General features: G+C 70.8%; 18 protein-coding genes. 7 read left to right on the forward strand and 11 right to left on the reverse strand.

Annotated features, from left to right (window positions below; genetic code table 11):
• Nucleotides 1–7: 7 nt before the first annotated feature.
• The 3 genes from ACIBF7_RS06470 to hisC are packed head-to-tail and all read left to right on the forward strand — an operon-like array spanning nucleotide 8 to nucleotide 3,612.
• Entirely contained in the window at nucleotides 8–1,801 is a 1,794-nt protein-coding gene (locus ACIBF7_RS06470; protein WP_397196588.1) for a DUF4434 domain-containing protein, read from the forward strand.
• Between the two features lie 38 nt (nucleotides 1,802–1,839).
• Nucleotides 1,840–2,505 (forward strand): NrtR DNA-binding winged helix domain-containing protein, encoded by a 666-nt coding sequence (locus ACIBF7_RS06475; RefSeq protein ID WP_148036218.1) that lies wholly within the window; start codon nucleotides 1,840–1,842, stop codon nucleotides 2,503–2,505.
• A 45-nt stretch (nucleotides 2,506–2,550) separates the two neighbouring features.
• Nucleotides 2,551–3,612 carry a histidinol-phosphate transaminase gene (hisC, locus tag ACIBF7_RS06480; protein WP_219545483.1) on the forward strand — a complete coding sequence of 354 codons (1,062 nt, stop codon included), beginning with the start codon at nucleotides 2,551–2,553 and terminating at the stop codon, nucleotides 3,610–3,612.
• Here hisC and ACIBF7_RS06485 read toward each other — a convergent pair.
• The 5 genes from ACIBF7_RS06485 to purD form a co-directional block, all read right to left on the reverse strand.
• Nucleotides 3,599–4,546: an EamA family transporter gene (locus ACIBF7_RS06485; RefSeq protein WP_397196589.1), complete on the reverse strand. Its 948-nt coding sequence runs from the start codon at nucleotides 4,544–4,546 to the stop codon at nucleotides 3,599–3,601. The genes hisC and ACIBF7_RS06485 overlap by 14 nt on opposite strands.
• A gap of 274 nt (nucleotides 4,547–4,820) precedes the next feature.
• The gene (locus ACIBF7_RS06490) at nucleotides 4,821–6,110 is read right to left on the reverse strand and encodes a GTP cyclohydrolase IIa (RefSeq protein ID WP_219545485.1); all 1,290 of its coding nucleotides are present in this window, start codon (nucleotides 6,108–6,110) and stop codon (nucleotides 4,821–4,823) included.
• Nucleotides 6,111–6,311: 201 nt separating this feature from the next.
• A complete protein-coding gene (murA, locus tag ACIBF7_RS06495; protein ID WP_148036222.1) occupies nucleotides 6,312–7,577 on the reverse strand; it encodes a UDP-N-acetylglucosamine 1-carboxyvinyltransferase in 1,266 nt (421 codons plus the stop codon).
• Nucleotides 7,578–7,655: 78 nt separating this feature from the next.
• Nucleotides 7,656–8,492, reverse strand: a complete 837-nt coding sequence (locus ACIBF7_RS06500; protein ID WP_397196590.1) for a phosphoribosylaminoimidazolesuccinocarboxamide synthase — start codon at nucleotides 8,490–8,492, stop codon at nucleotides 7,656–7,658.
• Entirely contained in the window at nucleotides 8,489–9,703 is a 1,215-nt protein-coding gene (gene purD, locus ACIBF7_RS06505; protein WP_397196591.1) for a phosphoribosylamine--glycine ligase, read from the reverse strand. Before purD ends, ACIBF7_RS06500 begins: the two co-directional genes overlap by 4 nt.
• Nucleotides 9,704–10,197: 494 nt before the next feature.
• On the opposite strand from purD, the gene corA reads away from it, so the two are divergent.
• The gene (gene corA / locus ACIBF7_RS06510; protein ID WP_261809017.1) at nucleotides 10,198–11,208 is read left to right on the forward strand and encodes a magnesium/cobalt transporter CorA; all 1,011 of its coding nucleotides are present in this window, start codon (nucleotides 10,198–10,200) and stop codon (nucleotides 11,206–11,208) included.
• On the opposite strand, the gene ACIBF7_RS06515 is transcribed toward corA, so the two are convergent.
• Nucleotides 11,209–12,114: a glycerophosphodiester phosphodiesterase family protein gene (locus ACIBF7_RS06515; RefSeq protein ID WP_148036226.1), complete on the reverse strand. Its 906-nt coding sequence runs from the start codon at nucleotides 12,112–12,114 to the stop codon at nucleotides 11,209–11,211.
• 55 nt (nucleotides 12,115–12,169) lie between these two features.
• Entirely contained in the window at nucleotides 12,170–12,538 is a 369-nt protein-coding gene (locus ACIBF7_RS06520) for a GNAT family N-acetyltransferase (protein WP_271278352.1), read from the reverse strand.
• A gap of 85 nt (nucleotides 12,539–12,623) precedes the next feature.
• Between ACIBF7_RS06520 and ACIBF7_RS06525 the strand changes: the two genes are divergently transcribed.
• Entirely contained in the window at nucleotides 12,624–13,271 is a 648-nt protein-coding gene (locus ACIBF7_RS06525; protein ID WP_271278351.1) for a GNAT family N-acetyltransferase, read from the forward strand.
• Between the two features lie 7 nt (nucleotides 13,272–13,278).
• Here ACIBF7_RS06525 and ACIBF7_RS06530 read toward each other — a convergent pair whose 3' ends face one another.
• The 3 genes from ACIBF7_RS06530 to fbaA all read right to left on the reverse strand — a co-directional run bounded on the left by ACIBF7_RS06530 (nucleotide 13,279) and on the right by fbaA (nucleotide 16,128).
• Nucleotides 13,279–14,562: an adenylosuccinate synthase gene (locus ACIBF7_RS06530; protein ID WP_148036228.1), complete on the reverse strand. Its 1,284-nt coding sequence runs from the start codon at nucleotides 14,560–14,562 to the stop codon at nucleotides 13,279–13,281.
• 98 nt (nucleotides 14,563–14,660) lie between these two features.
• Nucleotides 14,661–15,071 carry a DUF3151 domain-containing protein gene (locus ACIBF7_RS06535; protein ID WP_148036229.1) on the reverse strand — a complete coding sequence of 137 codons (411 nt, stop codon included), beginning with the start codon at nucleotides 15,069–15,071 and terminating at the stop codon, nucleotides 14,661–14,663.
• Nucleotides 15,072–15,105: 34 nt separating this feature from the next.
• A complete protein-coding gene (gene fbaA / locus ACIBF7_RS06540) occupies nucleotides 15,106–16,128 on the reverse strand; it encodes a class II fructose-bisphosphate aldolase (protein WP_148036230.1) in 1,023 nt (340 codons plus the stop codon).
• Between the two features lie 328 nt (nucleotides 16,129–16,456).
• On the opposite strand from fbaA, the gene ACIBF7_RS06545 reads away from it, so the two are divergent.
• The gene (locus ACIBF7_RS06545; RefSeq protein ID WP_148036231.1) at nucleotides 16,457–16,852 is read left to right on the forward strand and encodes a hypothetical protein; all 396 of its coding nucleotides are present in this window, start codon (nucleotides 16,457–16,459) and stop codon (nucleotides 16,850–16,852) included.
• On the opposite strand, the gene pyrE is transcribed toward ACIBF7_RS06545, so the two are convergent.
• Nucleotides 16,827–17,360 (reverse strand): orotate phosphoribosyltransferase, encoded by a 534-nt coding sequence (gene pyrE / locus ACIBF7_RS06550; protein WP_271278350.1) that lies wholly within the window; start codon nucleotides 17,358–17,360, stop codon nucleotides 16,827–16,829. The genes ACIBF7_RS06545 and pyrE overlap by 26 nt on opposite strands.
• Nucleotides 17,361–17,469: 109 nt before the next feature.
• Here pyrE and ACIBF7_RS06555 point away from each other — a divergent pair.
• The coding region (locus tag ACIBF7_RS06555; protein WP_397196592.1) for a zf-HC2 domain-containing protein at nucleotides 17,470–20,327 on the forward strand (2,858 nt) is incomplete at its 3' end.

Here is a 20,327-nt window from a genome sequence, read left to right on the forward strand (position 1 = left end):
TCCCAACGTGCGCTGGCTCTTCGTTCTCCTGGGGGCAGCGATCCTGGCCGCGGTCGCGGCGGTGATCGTCGTCCTGCCTGTCGGCGACGACGAACCCCTCCAGTCCGCCACCCCGCAGGCCGAGGCCTCGCCGACGCGCGTCCAGCCGACGCCGATGGTCAGCGAGTTCACCGACCCCTGTGGAACGTTCGAGACCCAGGAGAAGGCGCCCTACGCCGTCACCGGCTACTGGATCACCCCCACGTCCAACCCGTGCACCTGGCGCAGCCAGCTCCAGGAGATCCACCGCGTCGGCGGCGACACGGTCATCAGAATCGGCTACGGCCTGCAGTTCCGCACCGTCGACCGCAAGGGACGCGTCAAGACCCGCGACGGCGAGGTCGACTCCCTCTACAAGGCGTGCGAGGAGGACGGCGTCACCTGCTACGAGTCCGCCGAGCGGGACCTGAAGGAGGCGCACCCCGACAACCGCATCGGGCGCGTGTACGTCTACCGCACCGACGAGTCGTTCGGCGACGGCCTGTTCAGGTGCCGGCCCATGGAACGCTCGATCGACGGCGGCAAGCGCACCTACTTCCGCCTCATCGCCCCGCCGGACGGCTCCGACGACCCGACCTGCGACTTCTCCAAGGGCTCCACGTACGATCTGATCCTCATCGCCGGCTCGCCGGAAGACAGCCTGACCAAGCTGCTCGACCTCGGCGACCAATTCGGCGTGCAGGTCTTCCCCGCGCTGCCGCTGGCGCCGCGCGACCCCGCCAGCCCGATCAGGGCCAACCGCAAGCACATCGGCACCCTCACCACGGTCACCCGCCGCATCCTTCAGGACTACGGCGCGCGCTTCGCCGAGCGGCAGTCGCTCGGCGGCGTCTATCAGCCGTTCGAGGTGCAGATGGCCGACACGCTGGCCGACAACCCCACCCTTGAGGTGTACGCCGACCAGCACCGCATCGTCCGCCAGGAGCTGCCGGGCAAGCCCATCCTGATCAGCCCCTACCTCGACGCCCGCAAGCGCGTCGCCTTCGGCCAGACCCCCGCGCAGGTCGCCGAGGGCTTCAAGGCGCTGGCGCGGACCGGCGTCGGCATCATCGCCCCGCAGGACAGCCGCGGCACCGGCAAGGTCGGCCTCTACTGGCCCGACGAGCGCGGCGACGAGGTGGACGAGCGGCTGCGCCCCGTCGTCGGCGAGACCACCTACAAGACCGCCTACCACGGGTCCACCCGCGACTACTACCGCGAGATGGCGGCGGCCCGCGAGGAGATGATCGAGGGCGGCCACGACGTGCAGCTCTGGGCCAACGTAGAAGCCTTCGAGCCGTCGGGCGACGAGCCCTGCGCGGCGCACGGCACCCGCGGCAAGACCGACAAGAAACGGCTCGACCAGGCCGTCGCCATGGCGGGCCGCTACGTCCAGAAGATCGTCTCCTACATGTGGAGCGACTTCATGACCTGCGGGTCGCCGTCGGTGGAGTCGGAGATCATGCGCGACTGGCAGCGGCCGATCGCGGTCGACGCCATCCGCCGCGCCCGTGCCCCCGAGGACGGGATGGAGGTGCGCGGCTACAACCTGAAGGACGGCACCGTCACCGTCGAGTGGTCGGGCGGCACGGCCGACCTGGTCGTCTCCGAGGTGGGCTGGCTGGACGAGGACCCTCTGGACGAGCTGCCCGAGCACATGCAGACGGCCTGGGTGCCCTTCGACTGGAGCCGGGTGCCGTCCGGGGAGTGGGTCCGCGTCAAGGTCAAGATTCCTTCCGGGCAGTCGACCAGCGAGCCTCTGCACGTCCGCATCGACACCTGACGGTCACCAGGTCGTGCGGCAGCGTGTAACGTGCCTGCATGGTCCCGCGCATTCCGGTCAGCGTCGACCTGGTCGTGCTCACGGTCCGTAACCACGCGCTCAGCGCGCTCACCTGGCGTCGCGACAACCCGCCCTTCCTGCGCCGCTGGTCGCTCTCCGGCGGGTTCATCCAGCTCGACGAGGACCTTCCGGCGGCCGCCCAGCGCATCCTGTCGGAGCGCGCCGGCCTCCCCGGCGCCCCCGTCCACCTGGAGCAGCTCCAGACCTACGGCTACCCTGACCGCGACCCCCGCCAGCGCGTGCTCAGCGTCGCCTACCTCGGCATCGCCCCCGACCTGCCGGCCTCGGAGAAGGCCCACATGAGCTGGCAGCCCGTCGAATCCCTCGCCGTCATGGCCTTCGACCACCGCCGCATCATGCTCGACGGGGTCGAGCGGGCCAGGGCCAAGCTCGAATACACCTCGCTGGGGGCCGCCTTCTGCCCGCCGGAGTTCACGGTGGCCGACCTGCGGAGGGTGTACGAGATCGTCTGGGGCCGCACGCTCGACCCGCGCAACTTCCACCGCAAGGTCACCAAGGCGGAGGGCTTCCTCGTGGAGACGGGCGCCACCACGACCCGCGACGGCGGCCGCCCCGCCAAGCTCTACCGCCGCGGCCCCGCCGAGCTCCTGCACCCCCCGATGCTCCGCTCGCTCAAGGAATGACCAGGGCCGGTGATGCCCTGGCGAGGGCTGGCCTATCGTATGGACATGCCTCGTTTCCGCCCGATCCTCGACACCATGCCGGCCTACAAGCCGGGCAAGGCCGTCATGACGCCCGACGGCCGGTCCTACAAGCTGTCGTCCAACGAGTCGCCCTACGAGCCGTTGCCGTCCGTCGTGGAGGCCATCGCCGAGGGGGCGCGGCTGATCCACCGCTATCCCGATCCGGGGGCGGTCAAGCTGACCGAGGCGATCGCGGAGCGGTTCGGGGTGCCGGCGGAGCACATCGCGCTGGGCGCGGGGTCCGTGACGGTGGCGCAGCAGCTGTTCGAGAGCGTCGGCGACCCGGGCGCCGAGGTGGTCTACGCGTGGCGGTCGTTCGAGGCCTATCCGCTCCTCGCCGACCTGGCCGGGGTGACGTCCGTACGGGTGCCGCTGGCCGGGGAGGACCACGACCTGGACGCCATGGCCGAGGCGATCAACGACCGGACGCGCATGGTGTTCGTGTGCAACCCGAACAACCCGACCGGCACCTCGATCCGCGAGCGTGAGCTGGTGGCGTTCCTGGACCGGGTGCCGGAGCACGTGCTGGTGGTGCTCGACGAGGCCTACCGTGAGTACGTCCGCGACGAGTCGGTGCCCGACGGCCTCACCCTCTACCGCGACCGGCCGAACGTCTGCGTGCTGCGCACGTTCTCCAAGGCGTACGGGCTCGCGGGGCTGCGCGTCGGCTACGTGGTCGGGCAGGAGCCGGTCGCGGCCGCCGTGCGCAAGACGATCATCCCGTTCGCGGTCAACCAACTCGCCCAGGTGGCGGCCATCGCGTCGCTGGCGGCGGAGGACGAGCTGCTCGAGCGGGTGGAGCGGGTGGTCAAGGAGCGCACCCGCGTCCGCGAGGCGCTCATCGCCCAGGGCTGGGAGGTGCCGCCGACGGAGGCCAACTTCGTCTGGCTGCGGCTGGGCGAGCGCACCATGGACTTCGCCGCGGCCTGCGCCGCCGAGGGCGTCGCGGTGCGGCCGTTCGCGGGGGAGGGCGCCCGGGTCTCCATCGGCGACCCGGAGGCCAACGACGCCTTCCTGACCGCCGCGGCCGCCTTCATGAAGGCGTAGACACCGCCGCGGCCGGCTCGGGGGCCTTCTTGGGGCGTCGCCGCTCCGTCGACACGACCAGGGCGACGCCCACCAGGATCACCAGCCCGCCCAGCAGGATCTGCACGGTCACCTGCTCCTGCAGCACCAGCACGCCAAGGATCACCGCCACGATCGGGTTCACGTACGCGTACGTCGACACCAGCGAGATCGGCGCGTTGCCCAGCAGCCACGTGTAGGCGGTGAACCCGACCAGCGAGCCGATCACGATCAGATACGCGAGCGCGGCCCAGGAACGGCCGGAGACGAGCGCGGGGTCGAGCCGCTCGCCCGCCACGGCGCCGACGGCGACCATGCCGAGGCCTCCGGCGACCATCTCGACGGTGCTGGCCGCGAACGTGTTGGCCGGCATCGCGATCCGTCCCGACAGGAACGAGCCGACGGACCAGGACGCGGAGGCGAGCAGGATGACCGCGATCCCGGTGGCGCTGCCGCTCGCCCCGCCGCCGCTGAGCGACACGGCCGCCACCCCGGCGAACCCGACCAGCACCCCGGCCAGCGTGAGCACCATCGGCCTGTCGCGTACCGCGATCCTGAACACGACCAGCCAGAGCGGCACGGACGCCACGAGCAGCGCGGCGAGGCCGCTGGAGATGTGCTGCTCGGCGACGGCCACCATGCCGTTGCCGCCCGTCAGCAGCAGGAGCCCGACCAGCGCCGCGCTGCCGAACTGGCGGCGCGTCATCCGGAAGACGGCGGGGCCCTTCCTGATCGCCAGGAACGCGCCCAGCAACAGCGCCGCGGAGAGGAAGCGCATGGCGCCGCTGAACATGGGCGGCATCGTCTCGATGACGATGGCGATGCCGAGGTAGGTGGAACCCCAGACCACGTAGACGATGCCCAGCGCCGTCCACACGGCGAGCGAGACCCGCCGGTCAGGTGTGTCAGCTGTCATGACTCATGACGATAGTCCTCGCCGCCGACAGAGCGCATGCGGGTATCAGACGTTGAGATGTGTGGACCCCCGGGCTTCGGCCCGGACGGGGTGATGGTCGGCGGGGCGCCCCCAGAACGGTTGGCGCCCCCGTCCGAATCCCATCGATCGGGGGCGACGAAATTCATACCCGTCTCTCCACGCCCCAACCGCGAATCAACCAGAAGTAGACAGTCCATGAACCGGTCCGCCGCCGGAGGGGGGAAGGAAGGGCGGCGGGCCCGGCCCATGGACGTCAGCGGGGCCCCAGCTTCTCCACGATGAGACGGTAGAGCTGGCGCGGCCGGCCCGGCTGCGGCGTGCGGTTGGGCGGCAACGGCCACGCGAGTCCCTCGTCAACCAGCGTGCGCAGCAGCCGCCGCGCCGTACGCGGCGTCACCCCCAGCATCTTGCCCGCGCCCTCCGCGTCCACCACGGTGTCGCCGCCCTCCAGCTTGGCGGCCAGCCGCGACAGCACCTCCACACCCTTGGGCTTGAGCGCGGCCGCGCCGGTCGGCGGCATCCGCGGGGCCGGGATGAGCGCCCGGCCCTCCCGGTCGACCGCGAACCCCTGCGCCTGCTTGCCCGCCTGCGTGCGCGCCAGCGCGGCCCGTGCGTGCGACTCGGCGTCGTGGGTGGTGCGACCCATGCCCACACCCACCTCGACCGCCAGCCCCAGCTCGTCGCGGATCCTGGCGGCGAACGGCAGCACCCTGAACCCGTCGGTGGCCGTCGCGACCGATCCTCTGGTGGCGGTCACCAGATAGCTGTGGTCGTCGATCGGCCAGACGGTGGCGTTGATCCGGTTGGCCTCCTGGACCAGCAGCCGGTGCAGCGACAGCCGCAGCTCGTCGCGCCAGTAGCGGGGCGCCGCCCGGCGCACCGGCTCACGCAGCGTCGGCACCTCCACCAGCACGACCGTGAGCTGTGACTCCTCCAGCCGGTGGTGCGCGCCGAGCAGCGCCGCGGTGTGCAGCGCCGTGCGGATGGCCGCCGACGTCGGCCTGATCCTGATGACCGGCACCCCCGCCGCCTGCAGGCGTTCGGCCACGGCGGGAAGGCACGTCAGCGCCCCCGTGGTCGTGCCCTGGCGGGACAGCCGCTCGTGGAAGGCGGCGATCGTGCCGGTGGCGCCCGGCTCGTCGCGGCTGTGCACGTCCGCCGCCGGGATGCCGAGGTCGGTGTACGCCTCCTCGACATCGGCCCGGCTGACCACGTCGACGCTCACCCGCTGCGGGTCGACCCGCGTGTCCAGCGCCGCCTTCGCCAGTGCCGCGATCAACGCCGCCCCGCCGACCTGCACGTACGTGGCGGGCATCGTCAGCACGCCGGAACGCCTTGCCAGGTCGTAGGGCACCGGGCTGGCGAACAGACAGGCGTCGACGCCGGGACCGAGCCGTGTCACCTTGTCGGGCGCTTCCTGCTCGTCGCGATAGGCGGCGGCCACCAGGCGGCAGGGAAGCGGCGCTGCGGCGTGACCCATCAACATGACCCGCTCCACCAGGTCATGAGGTCCGACCACGCCAATGGTGAGATCCGGTGTCATAGCGCCCGGGCGTGACACTCGGGAAGTTTCTTCCGCCCTCTCGACCAATGTTCGTCCCATCCTGCGATCCGTTGCAGTGCTCTCTTTTGGAACGATCGCTCGCGGGGGCCGTAATGTCACGCCCGACTTTTCCGGAAAGACGTTCTGGTTGACCGCCCGAGAAGATGTATCAGCAGCTCAACGGGGTTTTTCCAGCCGTTATCAACGCTCAGAAATCTCTCGTGTAATGTCCGCGCCGAGAGCTCGCATTCGGGGCGCGAGATGTGCGTGACCGCGATCGATGAGGTATCCGGAGTCGATGACGGTCTCGCCATTGGCGGCCAGTCCGGCGAGCACCAGCGCTATACCCGAACGCAGATCGTGAGCGGTTACGCCGGCTCCGGTGAGCGGGGTCGCGCCGCGCACGATCGCCCGGCTGCCGTCGACCTCCACGTTGGCGCCCATCTTGTTGAGCTCGCCCGCCAGCGCGAAGCGGCCGTCGAAGATGCGCTCGTGGATGTAGCTGGTGCCGCCGGCCAGCGCGGCCACCGTCATCATCGGCGACTGGAGGTCGGTGGCGAAGCCGGGATAGGTGTCGGTGATGATGTTGATCGGCCGCAGCGGCCCGTCGCACCGCACCTGCAGCACCGCGCCCTGGCGGGCGAAGTCGACGCCCATCTGCTCCAGCTTGTAGCGCACCACCCCCAGGTCGAGGCCGGTGCCGACGAGGCTCACCTCGCCCTGCGTGATGGCCGCGGCCATGGCGAACACGCCCGCGTCGAGCCGGTCGGGCATCACCGTGTGCTCGACGGCGTGCAGCTCCTCGACGCCCTCGACGGTGATGAAGCCGGTGCCGCCGCCGCTGATCCGCGCGCCCATCTTGGTGAGCATGTCGATCACGTCGAGGACCTCGGGCTCCAGCGCCGCGTTCTCGATGACCGTGGTGCCCTTGGCCAGGGCGGCGGCCATGATGAGGTTCTCGGTGCCGGTATGGGAGGGGGTGTCGAGGTAGAGCGTGGCGCCGGTCAGCCCGGACGCCTTGACGTGGATCACCGTCTCGCCCTCGTCGACCACCGCGCCCAGGCGCTTGTAACCCAGGTAGTGGAAGTCGAGGTTGCGGCTGCCGAGGTTGCAGCCGCCGACGCCTTCCACGATCGCCTCGCCCAGCCGGTGGAGCAGGGCGGGGGTGAAGAGCACCGAGCCGCGGAACCGGCGGGCGATCTCGGCGGGCAGCACCGGGCTGGTCAGCCGGGAGGCGTCGATGACGAGCGTGCGCTCGGACTCGTGCAGCTCGACGTACGCGCCCACGGCCTCGGCCAGCTCGACGGCGCGGCGCACGTCCTCGATGATCGGTACGTTGCGCAGGACGGTGCGGCCTTCGGCCGTGAGCAGAGCCGCACCGATCATCGGCAGCACGGCGTTCTTGGCGCCCTGGATGAAAGCGGTTCCACGCAGGGGGTTGCCACCGCGCACGCGGTAACGGACCATTCGGGCGGCTCCTTGAGAGTTCAGCGTGAGGCTAGGCCCGGCCAACAGTAGCCGGTAACACCACTTGACCCGGCCGAATCATCCTGTAAAGGCAACCCCGGTGATGCGCTCATACGCTTCTCGGTATCGATCGCGGGTGCGTTCGACCACGACATCGGGCAGCCGCGGTGGTGGAGTTCCGGAATCTTTGTCCCATCCCGATTCCGGCGAAGTAAGCCAATCGCGGACATATTGCTTGTCATAGGACGGTTGCGACCGGCCCGGCTTCCACTGGTCGGCCGGCCAGAACCGCGACGAGTCGGGCGTCAGCACCTCGTCGCCCAGCGTCAGCACGCCGTCGGCGTCGTAGCCCAGCTCGATCTTGGTGTCGGCGACGATGATGCCGCGCTCGAGGGCGATCTCCGCCCCCCGCGCGTAGACCGCGAGCGTGATGCGGCGCAGCTCCGCCGCGGTCTCCTCGCCCACCTCCGCGACCACCCGCTCGTACGGGATCGGCTCGTCGTGCTGACCCGCGGGCGCCTTCGTGGACGGCGTGAAGATCGGCTCGGGCAGCCGCGACCCGTCTTCGAGGCCCGGCGGCAGCGGGATGCCCGACACCGCGCCGGTGGCGCGGTATTCGCCCAGCCCGCCACCCGTCAGGTAGCCCCTGGCCACGCACTCGATCTGCACCATCTTGAGCGGCTTCACCAGCACGCTGCGCGTGTCGGGCCCCGCGGACACCACATGGTTGGGCACCACGTCACGCAACTGGTCGAACCACCACAGCGACAGATGGGTGAGGATGGCGCCCTTGCCGGGGATCTCGGACTCCAGCACGTGGTCGAAGGCCGAGATCCGGTCGGAGGCGACCATCAGCAGCGTCCCCTCGCCGGTCTCGTAGAGGTCGCGGACCTTGCCGGAGTGGAGGTGTCTCATCCGGCGATGTCCGTCCGGTAGTGGGCGCCGCGCATGCGGATCCGCTCGACCAGCTCGTAGGCGTTGCGGCGGGCGGTCTCCTGGTCGGGGCCCGTGCCGACGACGTTGAGCACCCGGCCGCCCGCCGAGACCAGCTCGCCGTCCTTCAGCGCCGTGCCGGCGTGGATCACGTACGCGTCGTCCGTCGGCTCCAGCCCGGTGATCGCGTCGCCCTTGACCGGGGCGGCCGGATAGCCCTCGGCCGCGAGCACCACGGTCACCGCCGCGCCCGGACTGAACACCGGGTCGAGCCCCAGCTCGCCGGTCGCGCACGCCATCAGCAGCCCGCCCAGCGGCGTCTCCAGCCGGTCGAGCAGGACCTGCGTCTCCGGGTCGCCGAACCGGGCGTTGAACTCCACCACCTTCGGGCCCTTGGCGGTCAGCGCCAGCCCCACGTAGAGCACCCCCTGGTAGGGCAGCCCGCGCCGGCCCAGCTCCGCGATCGTCGGGTGCACGACCTCGCGCATCACCTGCTCGGTGAGCCCTTCGGGGAGCCACGGCAGCGGCGTGTAGGCGCCCATGCCGCCCGTGTTGGGGCCCGCGTCGCCGTCGTAGGCGCGCTTGAAGTCCTGGGCCGGCTGGAACGGCACCGCCGTGCTCCCGTCGCAGAGCGCGAAGAGCGACACCTCGGGCCCGTCGAGGAACTCCTCGATCACCACCCGCCCGCACGCCCGCCCGTGGCGCAGCGCCTCCTCCAGGTCGCCGGTGACCACGACGCCCTTGCCGGCGGCCAGGCCGTCGTCCTTGACCACGTACGGGGCGCCGAACTCGGCGCACGCCGCCGCGGCCTCGTCGGGGTTGTCGCACACCCGCGCCTCGGCCGTCGGCACCCCGGCGGCCAGCATGACCTCCTTGGCGAAGGCCTTGGAGCCCTCGATCATCGCCGCCTGCCTGGACGGGCCGAAGCAGGCGATGCCGGCCTCCCGCACGGCGTCGGCGACCCCGGCGACCAGCGGCGCCTCCGGGCCCACGACCACCAGATCCACGCCCAGCCGCTTCGCCAGCCCGGCGACCGCCTCCGGGGCGACGGGATCGACGGCGTGCAGCTCGGCGACTTGCCCGATGCCCGGGTTGCCGGGCGCGCAGTGCACCTCGGTGACCTGCGGATCCAGCCTGAGCGAACGGCAGAGGGCGTGCTCCCGCCCTCCGGAACCAATAACGAGTACGCGCACCCGCCCATTCTCGCAGCCCCGGCGCCCCGCGCCCCCCTCAGCCCCTCGGGGCTGGATTGGAAGGCTGCGGCGGGGGCAGAAGCAAGCTGCCGGGACATGCCAGAAGGGTCCCGGCTTCTTCGGCAGCTTCTACCGGATCCGGCGGCCGTCAGGCTAGTACAGTCAGGTGCGTTCCCCGCCCCGTGGTAAATTGGGGCGGCTTTATGGCTTCTCGTGTGATTGGAGGTGGTCCGGGATGAATCCTGGTGATCCCAGCAGTACGTGCTCGTTCACGTACATCTCGAATACCCCCGACCACTCCAATCCGGCAGCCTGATCGTGCCTCCACGCATTCCCGCTTTTAAGAGGTGATGTCGCATCACGCGCGTGGAGCGTGCCAGGTCGGGCGGAAAGGGACTGCCATGCGCTCGTCCACGCTTTTCCGTCGCATCAACCGTCACCCCGTTCAGCGGCACCAGCCGCGTCCGCGCCTCCAGACCGTGACCGAGGCGTGCGTGCCACCTGTCGACTCCATCGTGGAGTACGCCGCGTACATCGAGGGAGAGAAGACCCGGGCCGCGGGCATCGTCGAGTCATTGGAGCTGGTCCGCCGGCACAACAGGATCACCGAGGGCGCCAAGGCGTTCGTCTGGGTGGGCCTGCACGAGCCGGCGGCGCCGGAGGTCGAGTGGCTGGCCGAGGTCTTCGGGCTGCACCCGCTCGCCGTCGAGGACGCCGTCAAGGCGCACCAGCGCCCCAAGGTCGAGCGCTACGGCGACTCGATGTTCATGGTGCTGAAGACGATCGCGTACCTCGACAGCGCCGAGCCCGCCGGTGAGATCATCGCCACCGGCGAGATCATGATCTTCCTGGGCCCCGACTTCGTGGTCACCGTGCGCCACGGCGAGCACTGCCCGCTGACGGAGGTGCGCGAGCGCATCGAGGACGGTCCCGACCTGCTGGCCCGCGGCCCGGCCGGGGTGCTGCACGCGATCGCCGACCACGTCGTCGACCGCTACCTCCAGGTCGCCGACCTCATGCAGCTGGAGCTGGAGGACGTCGAGGCCACGGTGTTCGCCGACGTCAGCTCCCGCGACATCAACCGGATCTACCAGCTCAAGCGCGAGATGCTCGACCTGAAGCGGGCGGTCACCCCGCTGCAGGCGCCGCTGGCCGCGCTGCCGCAGCGCCGGGTGATCCCCTCCGACATGCGTGAATACTTCCGCGACGTCGGCGACCACCTGGCGCGGGTGTGCGAGCAGGTGGAGTCGTCCAACGAGCTGTGCAGCTCGATCCTGCAGGCCGCGCTGGCCCGCTCGAACGCGCTGGCCAACGAGGACATGCGCAAGATCTCGTCCTGGGTGGCCATCCTGGCGGTGCCGACGATGATCGCCGGGATCTACGGCATGAACTTCGACTTCATGCCCGAGACCCGCCAGGTGTGGGGCTATCCCGCGGTGCTGGCCGTGATGGTCACGGTGTGCGTGCTGCTGCACCGCGGCTTCCGCCGCAACGGCTGGCTCTAGTCAGACGCCGACCGGCTTGAGCGGCCCGACCGGCTCGGGCAGCTCAAGCCCGCGCTCCCGCCACAGCTCGCGCATCCGGTCGGGATAGTCGGTGACGATCCCGGAGACGCCGAGGTCGAGCATGCGGGCGCCGAGCGCGGTGTCGTTGACGGTCCAGACGGCGACGTCGAGCCCCGCCGCGGCGGCCTGGGCCATGAGCCGCTCGTCGACCATCACGTGCTCGGGCGAGAGCGTGGTGGCGCCGGCGGCGCGGGCGGCGGCGGGGACGTCGTCGCCGAGCGGGCCGTTCCAGCCGAGGGTGTCGAGCTCGACCAGCGCGAAGCGCCGGACGTCGGGCGCCAGCTCGGCCACCCGCGAGATGATCCGCCAGTCGAAGCTCAGGATCGCCGCGTTGTGCAGCCTGCCGTGCCGGTCGAGCTCGTCGAGCACCAGCTCGGCGAACTCCTCGGGGGCGGCCGACAGCGCGGGCCGCGTCGGGTCGGACTTCAGCTCGATGTGCAGCCGTACGCCCGCCGCCTGGTAGGCGTTGACCAGCCCGAGCACGGCCCCGAGCGTGGGCATGCGGGTCTCGGGCATCGCCACCTGGGTCAGCGCGAACGGGTCCTGCGGATGGCGCGGGAAGCGCACCCCCACGTCGAGGGTGCGGAGCTGCGCGAGGGTGAGCGAGTTGATCGGTTTTCCGACGTACGGGAAAGCCGGGTCGTCCGGCGTGACCGGTCGCGTGTCGGCGCTCGTGACGGCGGAGACCGTCAGGTCGTGCGTGAGCACGAGCCGGCGATCGGCGGTGAGCGCGACGTCGAGCTCCAGAGCGTGCACCCCGAGCTCCATCGTCCGGCTCATTCCGGGCAGCGTGTTCTCGGGCCAGAGGCCCCTCGCCCCCCGATGACCATGTATCTCAACGCGCACACCGGGACCCTATCTGGCGCGGGCCGTGTTCAGGCAGTGCCACGCCCGACCGGAGCTACGGCCGGCCGAATTCCCAGGTGTGGACGGCCTGGTCCTCGTCATCGGCCGGTCTGTCGTCCTCGCCGGTGGCCGTCCACAGCCCCTGGCAGCCCCGCTCGCGGGCCAGCCGGGCGAGCGCGGTGACCAGTGACCGGCCGATGCCGCGGCCGCGGAAGCGGTCGTCCACGGAGAGCTCGTACAGGAACATCTCGGTGCCCTTGCCGGGGTGCGTCATCTCCACCCCGGTCACCATCCCCGCGGGGAACCCGTCCACGTAGGCGACGAGGAGATGGCAGCCCTCGTCCGCGAACCTCTGGGGAGCCGCGTCGAAGAGGTGACCGGCCTCCTCGACGGCCTCGGACCGGGTGACGCGACGGATGTCCATGGGAGGAGGTTAAGCAGGCGTTACCCCACTGTGCACCCAGTTTTTTGGCAAAAAATACAACAATATTGCAATAAGCTGAGCAACTATGACCAAGGCTCTCGAATCCACCCGGCTCGACACCGTACGGGCCTGGGTGGACGGGTGGACGGTCTCGCGCGGCACCCCGCCGCCCGTGACCGAGCCCTGGGGGCTGCGGGTGGACACCGGCCTGCCCGGCCACGTCGCCCGCCACGTCGTCCCCGACCCGACGCCCGCCCTCATCCAGCGGCTGACGTCCGCGATCAAGGTGCCAGGCACCTGGCTGAAGCTCTGCGCCCCGGCCGAGCTGATCGCCCCCTGGCTGCCTCCGGGCTGGGCCATCGACCCGCCCGAGTATCTGATGACCGGCACGCTCACCCGCGAGCACGCGGCGGCGCCGCCCGGCTACACGCTGGCCGTGACCACCCGGGCCGGCGTCACCGTCGCCCGCCTGCTGACCGACGCGGGCGAGATAGCGGCCCGCGGCCAGCTCGCCACGGCCGGCTGGGCGGCCGTGGTGGACCGGGTCGAGACCGCCGAGAACCACCGCCGCCGCGGCCTGGGCGTCGTCGTCATGAAGACGCTCGCCGCCACCGCCGTCTCCCGGGGCGCCACCACAGGTGTCCTGGTGGCCACCCCGGAGGGCAGGAAGCTCTACGAGAGCCTCGGCTGGCGGCTCCGCTCACCCATGACGGCGGCGGTCTTCACCGGCTGACCGCTGGTCAGACCAGGGAACGGATCACCAGGGTCTGGTCGCGGCCCGGGCCCACGCCGATCGCGGAGATGGGCGCGCCGCTCATCTCCTCCAGCGCGCGCACGTACGCCTGGGCGTTCGGCGGCAGGTCCTCGAACGTCTTGGCGCCCGTGATGTCCTCCTGCCAGCCCGGCAGCTCCTCGTAGATCGGCTTGGCGTGGTGGAACTCCGTCTGCGTCATCGGGATCTCGTCGTGCCGCGTCCCGTCGACGTCGTACGCCACGCACACCGGGATCCGCTCCAGGCCGGACAGCACGTCCAGCTTGGTGAGGAAGAAGTCCGTGACGCCGTTGATCCGGGTGGCGTAGCGGGCGATCACCGCGTCGAACCAGCCACAGCGCCGGTTCCTGCCGGTCGTGACGCCGTACTCGCCGCCCGTCCGGCGCAGCCACTCGCCCATCTCGTCCTCCAGCTCCGTCGGGAACGGACCGGAGCCGACACGGGTGGTGTAGGCCTTGAGGATGCCGATCACCTTCGTGAGCCGGTTCGGCGGGATGCCCGCGCCGGCGCAGGCGCCGCCCGAGGTGGGCGAGGAGGAGGTGACGAACGGGTAGGTGCCGTGGTCGATGTCGAGGAGCGTGCCCTGACCGCCCTCCAGCAGCACGAACTTGTCCTCGTCCAGCGCCTTGCTCAGCACCAGGGAGGTATCGGCGATGTGCGGCTTGAGCCGCTCGGCGTAGCCGAGATACTCCTCGACGACCGCGTCGGCCTCGATGCCGCGCCGGTTGTAAACCTTGGTGAGCACCTGGTTCTTCTCGCCCAGCGCAACCTCGATCTTCTTGGCCAGGATGCCGGGGTCGAGCAGGTCCTGCACCCGCACCCCGACCCGGTAGATCTTGTCGCCGTAGGCCGGGCCGATGCCGCGGCCGGTCGTACCGATCTTGGCCTTGCCCAGGTAGCGCTCGGTCACCTTGTCGAGCGCCTTGTGGTGAGGCATGATCAGGTGCGCGTTGGCCGAGATGAGCAGCCGCTCGGCGGAGATGCCCCGCTTGGCCAGGCCGTCGATCTCGCCCAGCAGCACCCCTGGGTCGATCACGACACCGTTGCCGATCACCGGCACCACGTGTGGCGACAGGATGCCCGTGGGCAGCAGGTGCAGCGCGTATTTCTGGTCGCCGATGACCACGGTGTGGCCCGCGTTGTTGCCACCCTGATAACGGACGACGTAGTCGACGTCGCCACCGAGCAGGTCGGTGGCCTTGCCCTTGCCCTCATCGCCCCATTGGGCACCCACGAGAACGGCAGCCGGCATGGTGAAGTCTCCCGAACACAAAACGAAACCCCTGGCGCAAGCGCGACAGGGGCTCTTGCGTGGAGAGACTACCCGAGTGGGGCTTATCGTCCCAAGAGCTACCCCTTGGTCAGCGCGTCATAGCCGCTCTCGCTGCTGTCCTTGAGGAACTGCAGGCACCGTTCGGCCTCGTCCTTCTCGCCGATCGCCTGGGCGGCCCGGCTCAGCGCGTACAGGCAGCGCAGGAACCCGCGGTTGGGCTCGTGCTCCCATGGGATCGGCCCATGCCCCTTCCACCCGCTGCGGCGCAGATGATCGAGCCCGCGGTGGTAGCCGGTGCGGGCGAAGGCGTAGGAGGTGACGGCGTGGCCCTGGGCGAAGTACTCCTCCGCGAGCGCCGCCCAGGCCGCCGGGTAGGCGGGGAAACGGGCGGCCACGTCGGAGGCCTTGACGCCGGAATCGAGGGCCTCCCTGGCCTCGGGCGTGTCCGGCAGCTGCGTCGGGGGCGGCCCGGCGAGAAGGTTATCCATAGGACAAGTCATACCCGCCGGGCCGTCTTCGTGGCTAGGAGAGCTTCGTCCCACTGCTCTTGAGGTGCTCGCACGCCTCGGTGACGCGGGCGGCCATGCCCGTCTCGGCCGACTTGCCCCACGAACGCGGGTCGTACGTCTTCTTCTGGCCGACGTCGCCGTCGACCTTCAGCACGCCGTCGTAGTTGCGGAACATGTGGTCGGCCACCGGCCGGGTGAAGGCGTACTGGGTGTCGGTGTCGACGTTCATCTTGACGACCCCGTACGAGATCGCCTCGTGGATCTCCTCCAGCGCCGAGCCGGAGCCGCCGTGGAAGACCAGGTCGAACGGCTTCTCCTTGCCGAACTTGCCGCCCACCGCCTCCTGGATCTCCTTCAGCACGCTCGGCCGCAGCTTGACGTGGCCCGGCTTGTAGACCCCGTGGACGTTGCCGAACGTGGCGGCGAGCATGTAGCGGCCCTGCTCGCCCAGGCCGACGGCCTCCGCCGTGGCCAGCGCGTCACCGGTCGTGGTGTAGAGCTTCTCGTTCATCTCGCCGACGACGCCGTCCTCCTCGCCGCCGACGACGCCGATCTCCATCTCCATGATGATCCGGGCGCGGGCGCACTTGTCGAGGAGCTCCTTGGCGATCTCCAGGTTCTCCTCCAGCGGCACGGCCGAGCCGTCCCACATGTGGGACTGGAACAGCGGGTCGAGACCCTTCGACACCCGCTCCAGCGAGATGTCGACGAGCGGGCGCATGAAACCGTCGAGCTTGTTCTTGGGGCAGTGGTCGGTGTGCAGCGCCACCGTGACGGGATACTTCGCGGCCACCACCCGGGCGTACTCGGCGAGCGCCGTCGCACCGGTCACCATGTCCTTGACCGTCGGACCGGACAGGTATTCGGCGCCGCCCGTGGACACCTGGATGATGCCGTCGCTCTCCGCTTCGGCGAAGCCGCGAAGAGCGGCGTTCAGCGTCTGGGAAGAGGTCACGTTGATCGCCGGATAGGCGAACCCGCCTGCCTTCGCTCGATCGAGCATCTCCGCATAGACCTCAGGAGTCGCGATGGGCATGAGTCATCTCCCTAGAAGTAACGGCTTCGCGCTGTTCAGCATAATCCGGCATGGAACCCCGCGGGCGTTCACGTCCGGGAGGAAACGGCAGCTTGGGAGGGCGGCTGCGCCGCCGCCTGCAGGCCAAGCAGACCACATCGGCTAAGCGGTTGCTGAAGCGGCTGAACCGTCGAAGCCATGGACGGTGAGGAGCCGCAAGCTCGGTCGTTCACGGCCGAGAAGCTGACCGTCCCGGTCTCGGTGTCGGCCGTCGGCATTCGAAACACATCGGGAAAGCCGTCTTACCATTGGATAGTCTCGGCGCGTGGGACGCCACAGGTCAGATCCGATGGGCCTCGCCCGACTGGCGCTCGCCGTCCTGGCGGCAGCGGCCCTCGTGGTGCTGCTGGTCATCGGCGGGCGGGCGTTGTTCGACTCGCTCGACACAGAGGACGCCGCGCCCGAGCGGACGTCCGCCACGCCCACGGTCACCGCTCCGGTGCCGACCGTGCGCATCGAGTGCGTGGCCGCCACCTGCCCGCTCGTCACCGTACGGGTCCCCGGCGGCGACGTGCTGCAGCACCGAGAGATGACCGAGGGCGAGGAGGTCAGCTACTTCGAGCCCGAGCTGGACGTGGTGATCTCCGACGCCGGCACCGTCCGCGTCACCGAGAACGGCACCCTCCGGCCGCGGGGCGAGCAGGGGGAGCGGGAGGCGTTCACAGTCGGAGGTCCGCCAGAGTGAAGGCGGAACGGTAGTCGAGGCCCTCCTCGGCCATCCTGGCCGCGGCGCCCCGGTCGACGATCGTGGCCACCGCGACCACCTCGGCGCCCTCCTCGCGCAGCGCCTCCACCGCCGTCAGCGGGGACGAGCCGGTCGTCGAGGTGTCCTCGACCACGAGGACCCGGCGGCCCTTCACCTCGGGGCCCTCGATCCGGCGCTGCATCCCGTGGGCCTTCTGCGCCTTGCGCACCACGAACGCGTCCAGCGAACGCCCGCGCGCCGCCGCGGCGTGCAGCATGGCCGTCGCCACCGGGTCGGCGCCCAGCGTGAGCCCGCCCACCGCGTCGTAGTCGAGGTCGGCCGTCAGGTCGAGGAGCACGCCGCCGACCAGCGGGGCCGCCGCGGCGTCGAGCGTGATGCGGCGCAGGTCGAGGTAGAAGTCGGCCTCCTGCCCTGAGGAGAGCACCACCCGGCCGTGCACGACGGCCTTCTTCTCGATCTCGGCCAGCAGTCTGTCACGGTCGCTCATGGGTTCAGCTTAGAGCCGGTCCTCGACGGCAAAGAGACGCGCTCGGTTTAGCCATGGGCGTGAGTGCGGAATGACTGAACGGGCAACGGTTCGTAACCGCGAGGTCACCATGAGTGTGGAAACACCGCAGAGCGACGCATACCTGCTGCATGCCGTCAGAGGGGGTGATGCCACCGCGTACGGGCAGCTCTACGAGCGTCACGTGGCCGCCGCACGCGCCCTGGCCGGGCAGCTCGTGTACGGCGAGGCGGAGATCGAGGACGTCGTCGCCGAGTCGTTCACCAGGGTGCTCGACCACGTGGGCCGTGGCGGCGGGCCGGCGTCGGCCTTCCGCACCTACCTGCTGATCGTGGTCCGGCGCACCGTCCACGACCGCACCCGCGTGACGGGCGAGATCGAGCTGTCCGACACCGCCATGCCCGCCGACCCGGCGTCGGCCCGCCTGGAGGGGTCGCTGATCGCCCAGGCCTACCTGTCGCTGACGGAGCGGTGGCGGGCGGTGCTGTGGCACACCGAGGTGGAGAACGCCCGGTCCGCCGACGTGGCGCCGCTGCTCGGGCTGTCGGCCAACGGGGTCTCGGCGCTGGCCTACCGGGCTCGTGAGGGGCTGCGGCAGGCGTACCTGCAGCTCTACCTGACGGGGTCGCCGCCGCCCGAGTGCAAGGCGGTGATCGGCAAGCTGGGCGCGTACGTGCGCGGCGGGCTGACCCGGCGCGACTCGCGGTCGGTCGACGAGCACGTGCGCGACTGCCCCAACTGTCACACCGTCCTGCGGGAGCTCACCGACGTCAACCGGGGGCTGCGCACGGTCATCGGGCCCCTGGTGCTGGGCGACGTGGCCGCCGGCTATCTGGAGGCTCTGTCCCGGCCCGCCCCCGCTCCCCGGCGGACGCTGGGCCGGATGCGGCGGACGCACGTCGCGGTGGCGGGCGGGGCGGCCACGGTGATGGCGGTGGCGGCGGCCTTCGCCGTGGTGTCGGGCCAGGACGTGGGAGCCCGCCCCGGCACCCACCCCCGCTCCGCCGCCGACCAGTACGACCACGTCGGCCCGTACGGCGAGAACCTCTCCCATACGGGTGCGGGCGGTACGGGCGGTTCGGGTTCGGACGGCTCCACTGGGGGTGGCTCGGGCTCAGACGGCTCCGGCGGCGACAGGTCAGGCGCGGACGGCCCAGGCTCGGATGGCTCGGGTGAAGACGGATCCGGCCCAGGCGGCTCCGACGCGAACGGCTCTGGTGCGCAAGCGCGGTCCTCCAGCGGTACGGGTTCCCAAGGCTCGAAGTCCGCCGGCCCGTCGGACGCGGCCCCCCAGGACACGAGCACGCAAGGCTCGGGGACCCCAGCCGCCGCCTCGCCGTCGGACTCCAAGGCCTCGGGCTTGCACGGCGAGGCAGGCACCGCTGACCGGCCGTCAGCGATGGGCCCGCACGGCCCGTCCCGCGCAGGCGTCCCCTCGGGCCGCCCACCCGCCCTCGTCCCACACCACGACCCCGACGGGAACCACACAGGCTCCCCGCCCGACCATGCCAGCGGGGACCGCACCGGTGCCTCCCCCGGCGAGGCGAGCCGCGACCGTACGGGCCCGCCTGACCGAGAGCACGCGGGTTCCTCGTCCAGCGGGGCCAGCGCCGACCGCGACGGTTCCGCACCCGGCCGACCTGCTCGGGAGCGTGCCGGTTCCTCGTCCGGCAAGCCTGACCGGGATCGCGGTGATTCCTCGTCCGACCGGAGAAGGGAGCGCGGTGGTTTCTCACCCGGTGGGCCTGATCGAGGGCGTGCCGGTTCCTCGTCCGGTGACCCGGGAGAGGACCGCGTTGGTTCCTCGTCACGCATGCCTGACCGGGATCGCGGTGGTTCCTCGTCCCGTGACCCGAGAAGGGATCGCGCCGGGTCCTCGTCACGCACGCCTGATCGGGAGCGTGCCGGCTCCTCGCCTGGTGAGGCCAGAAGGGATCGCGGTGGTTCCTCGTCCGGTCGGGATCGCGATGGCTCCTCGTCCGGTGAGCCGAGGAGGGACCGCGCCCGGTCCTCCTCGGACGAGGCTGGAGGGGAACGCGCCAGCCGTCCGGAGCGCGAGCGGGTGGGGGCGTCCAGTGAGCGCAGGACGGCCCGCCTGCGCGCCTCCGTAGCGGCGATGGGCTCCCTGGTACGGGGCGAGGACGGCATCGTGGCCATGCGCGTCCGCAACATCGGCAATGCGCCGACCCGGGACATCTACGCCGCCATCGAGCTGCCTCCGGGCGTCACCCTCGTCCCCCAGACGAGCCCGATCGCGGAAACCCCATGGACCGTCCCGGGAAAGCCCGGCGCGGTCCAGTGGGTGGCGGCGGAAAGGCATGCCGCCTCCCGGCTCCCTCAGAGCGCGACAGACACGGCCACCGAAGGATGGGACACCTCCGAGGTATCGCCCCGTGATGACGGCACGCTCACCCCAGGAAACGCCATCCCTATGCATACGCGCGGGGTAGCCGCCGACCTGGGCGCAGTGGGCTGGGGTGTTCTCCTCCCCGCCGCACTGCACGAACTTCCACCGGAGACGGCCGGTTCTCCGGCGGGTGGATCCGTGAGGGCGCAGGAGGGCACGGCCGAGGCGGGTGGGGGCGTGGACGTAAGCGCAGGTAGAGGCGGGACTGTTCTCCCACTCGCCGTAATGCGCGGGCGTTCAGCAAGTTCTCTGGCGGATGGATATGCGAGCCAGGTGCAGGAAAGCTCTGCCGTGAACCGTGAGGTCACCAACCTAGGCGGAGGTGTTCTTCTACCTGCTGCCATGAGCTGGCACGAAGGTGAGGCAGCGAGCGGACTCGTGCGTGCGCAGGAGGGCGCCGCGGATCGTGCGGGCACCGACGTGGGCGGAGGCGTCCTACCACCCGCTGCCCCGCGCGAGCCTTCACAGGAGAGGGCCGGTTCGCTGGGACGGCTGTGGGGGAGTGCCACCGGGGCTGGGGACCAGGCGGCGGTTCAGTGGGG

Origin of the sequence: Nonomuraea sp. NPDC050478 (assembly GCF_044458265.1) — a bacterium.
GTDB lineage: Bacteria > Actinomycetota > Actinomycetes > Streptosporangiales > Streptosporangiaceae > Nonomuraea > Nonomuraea ferruginea.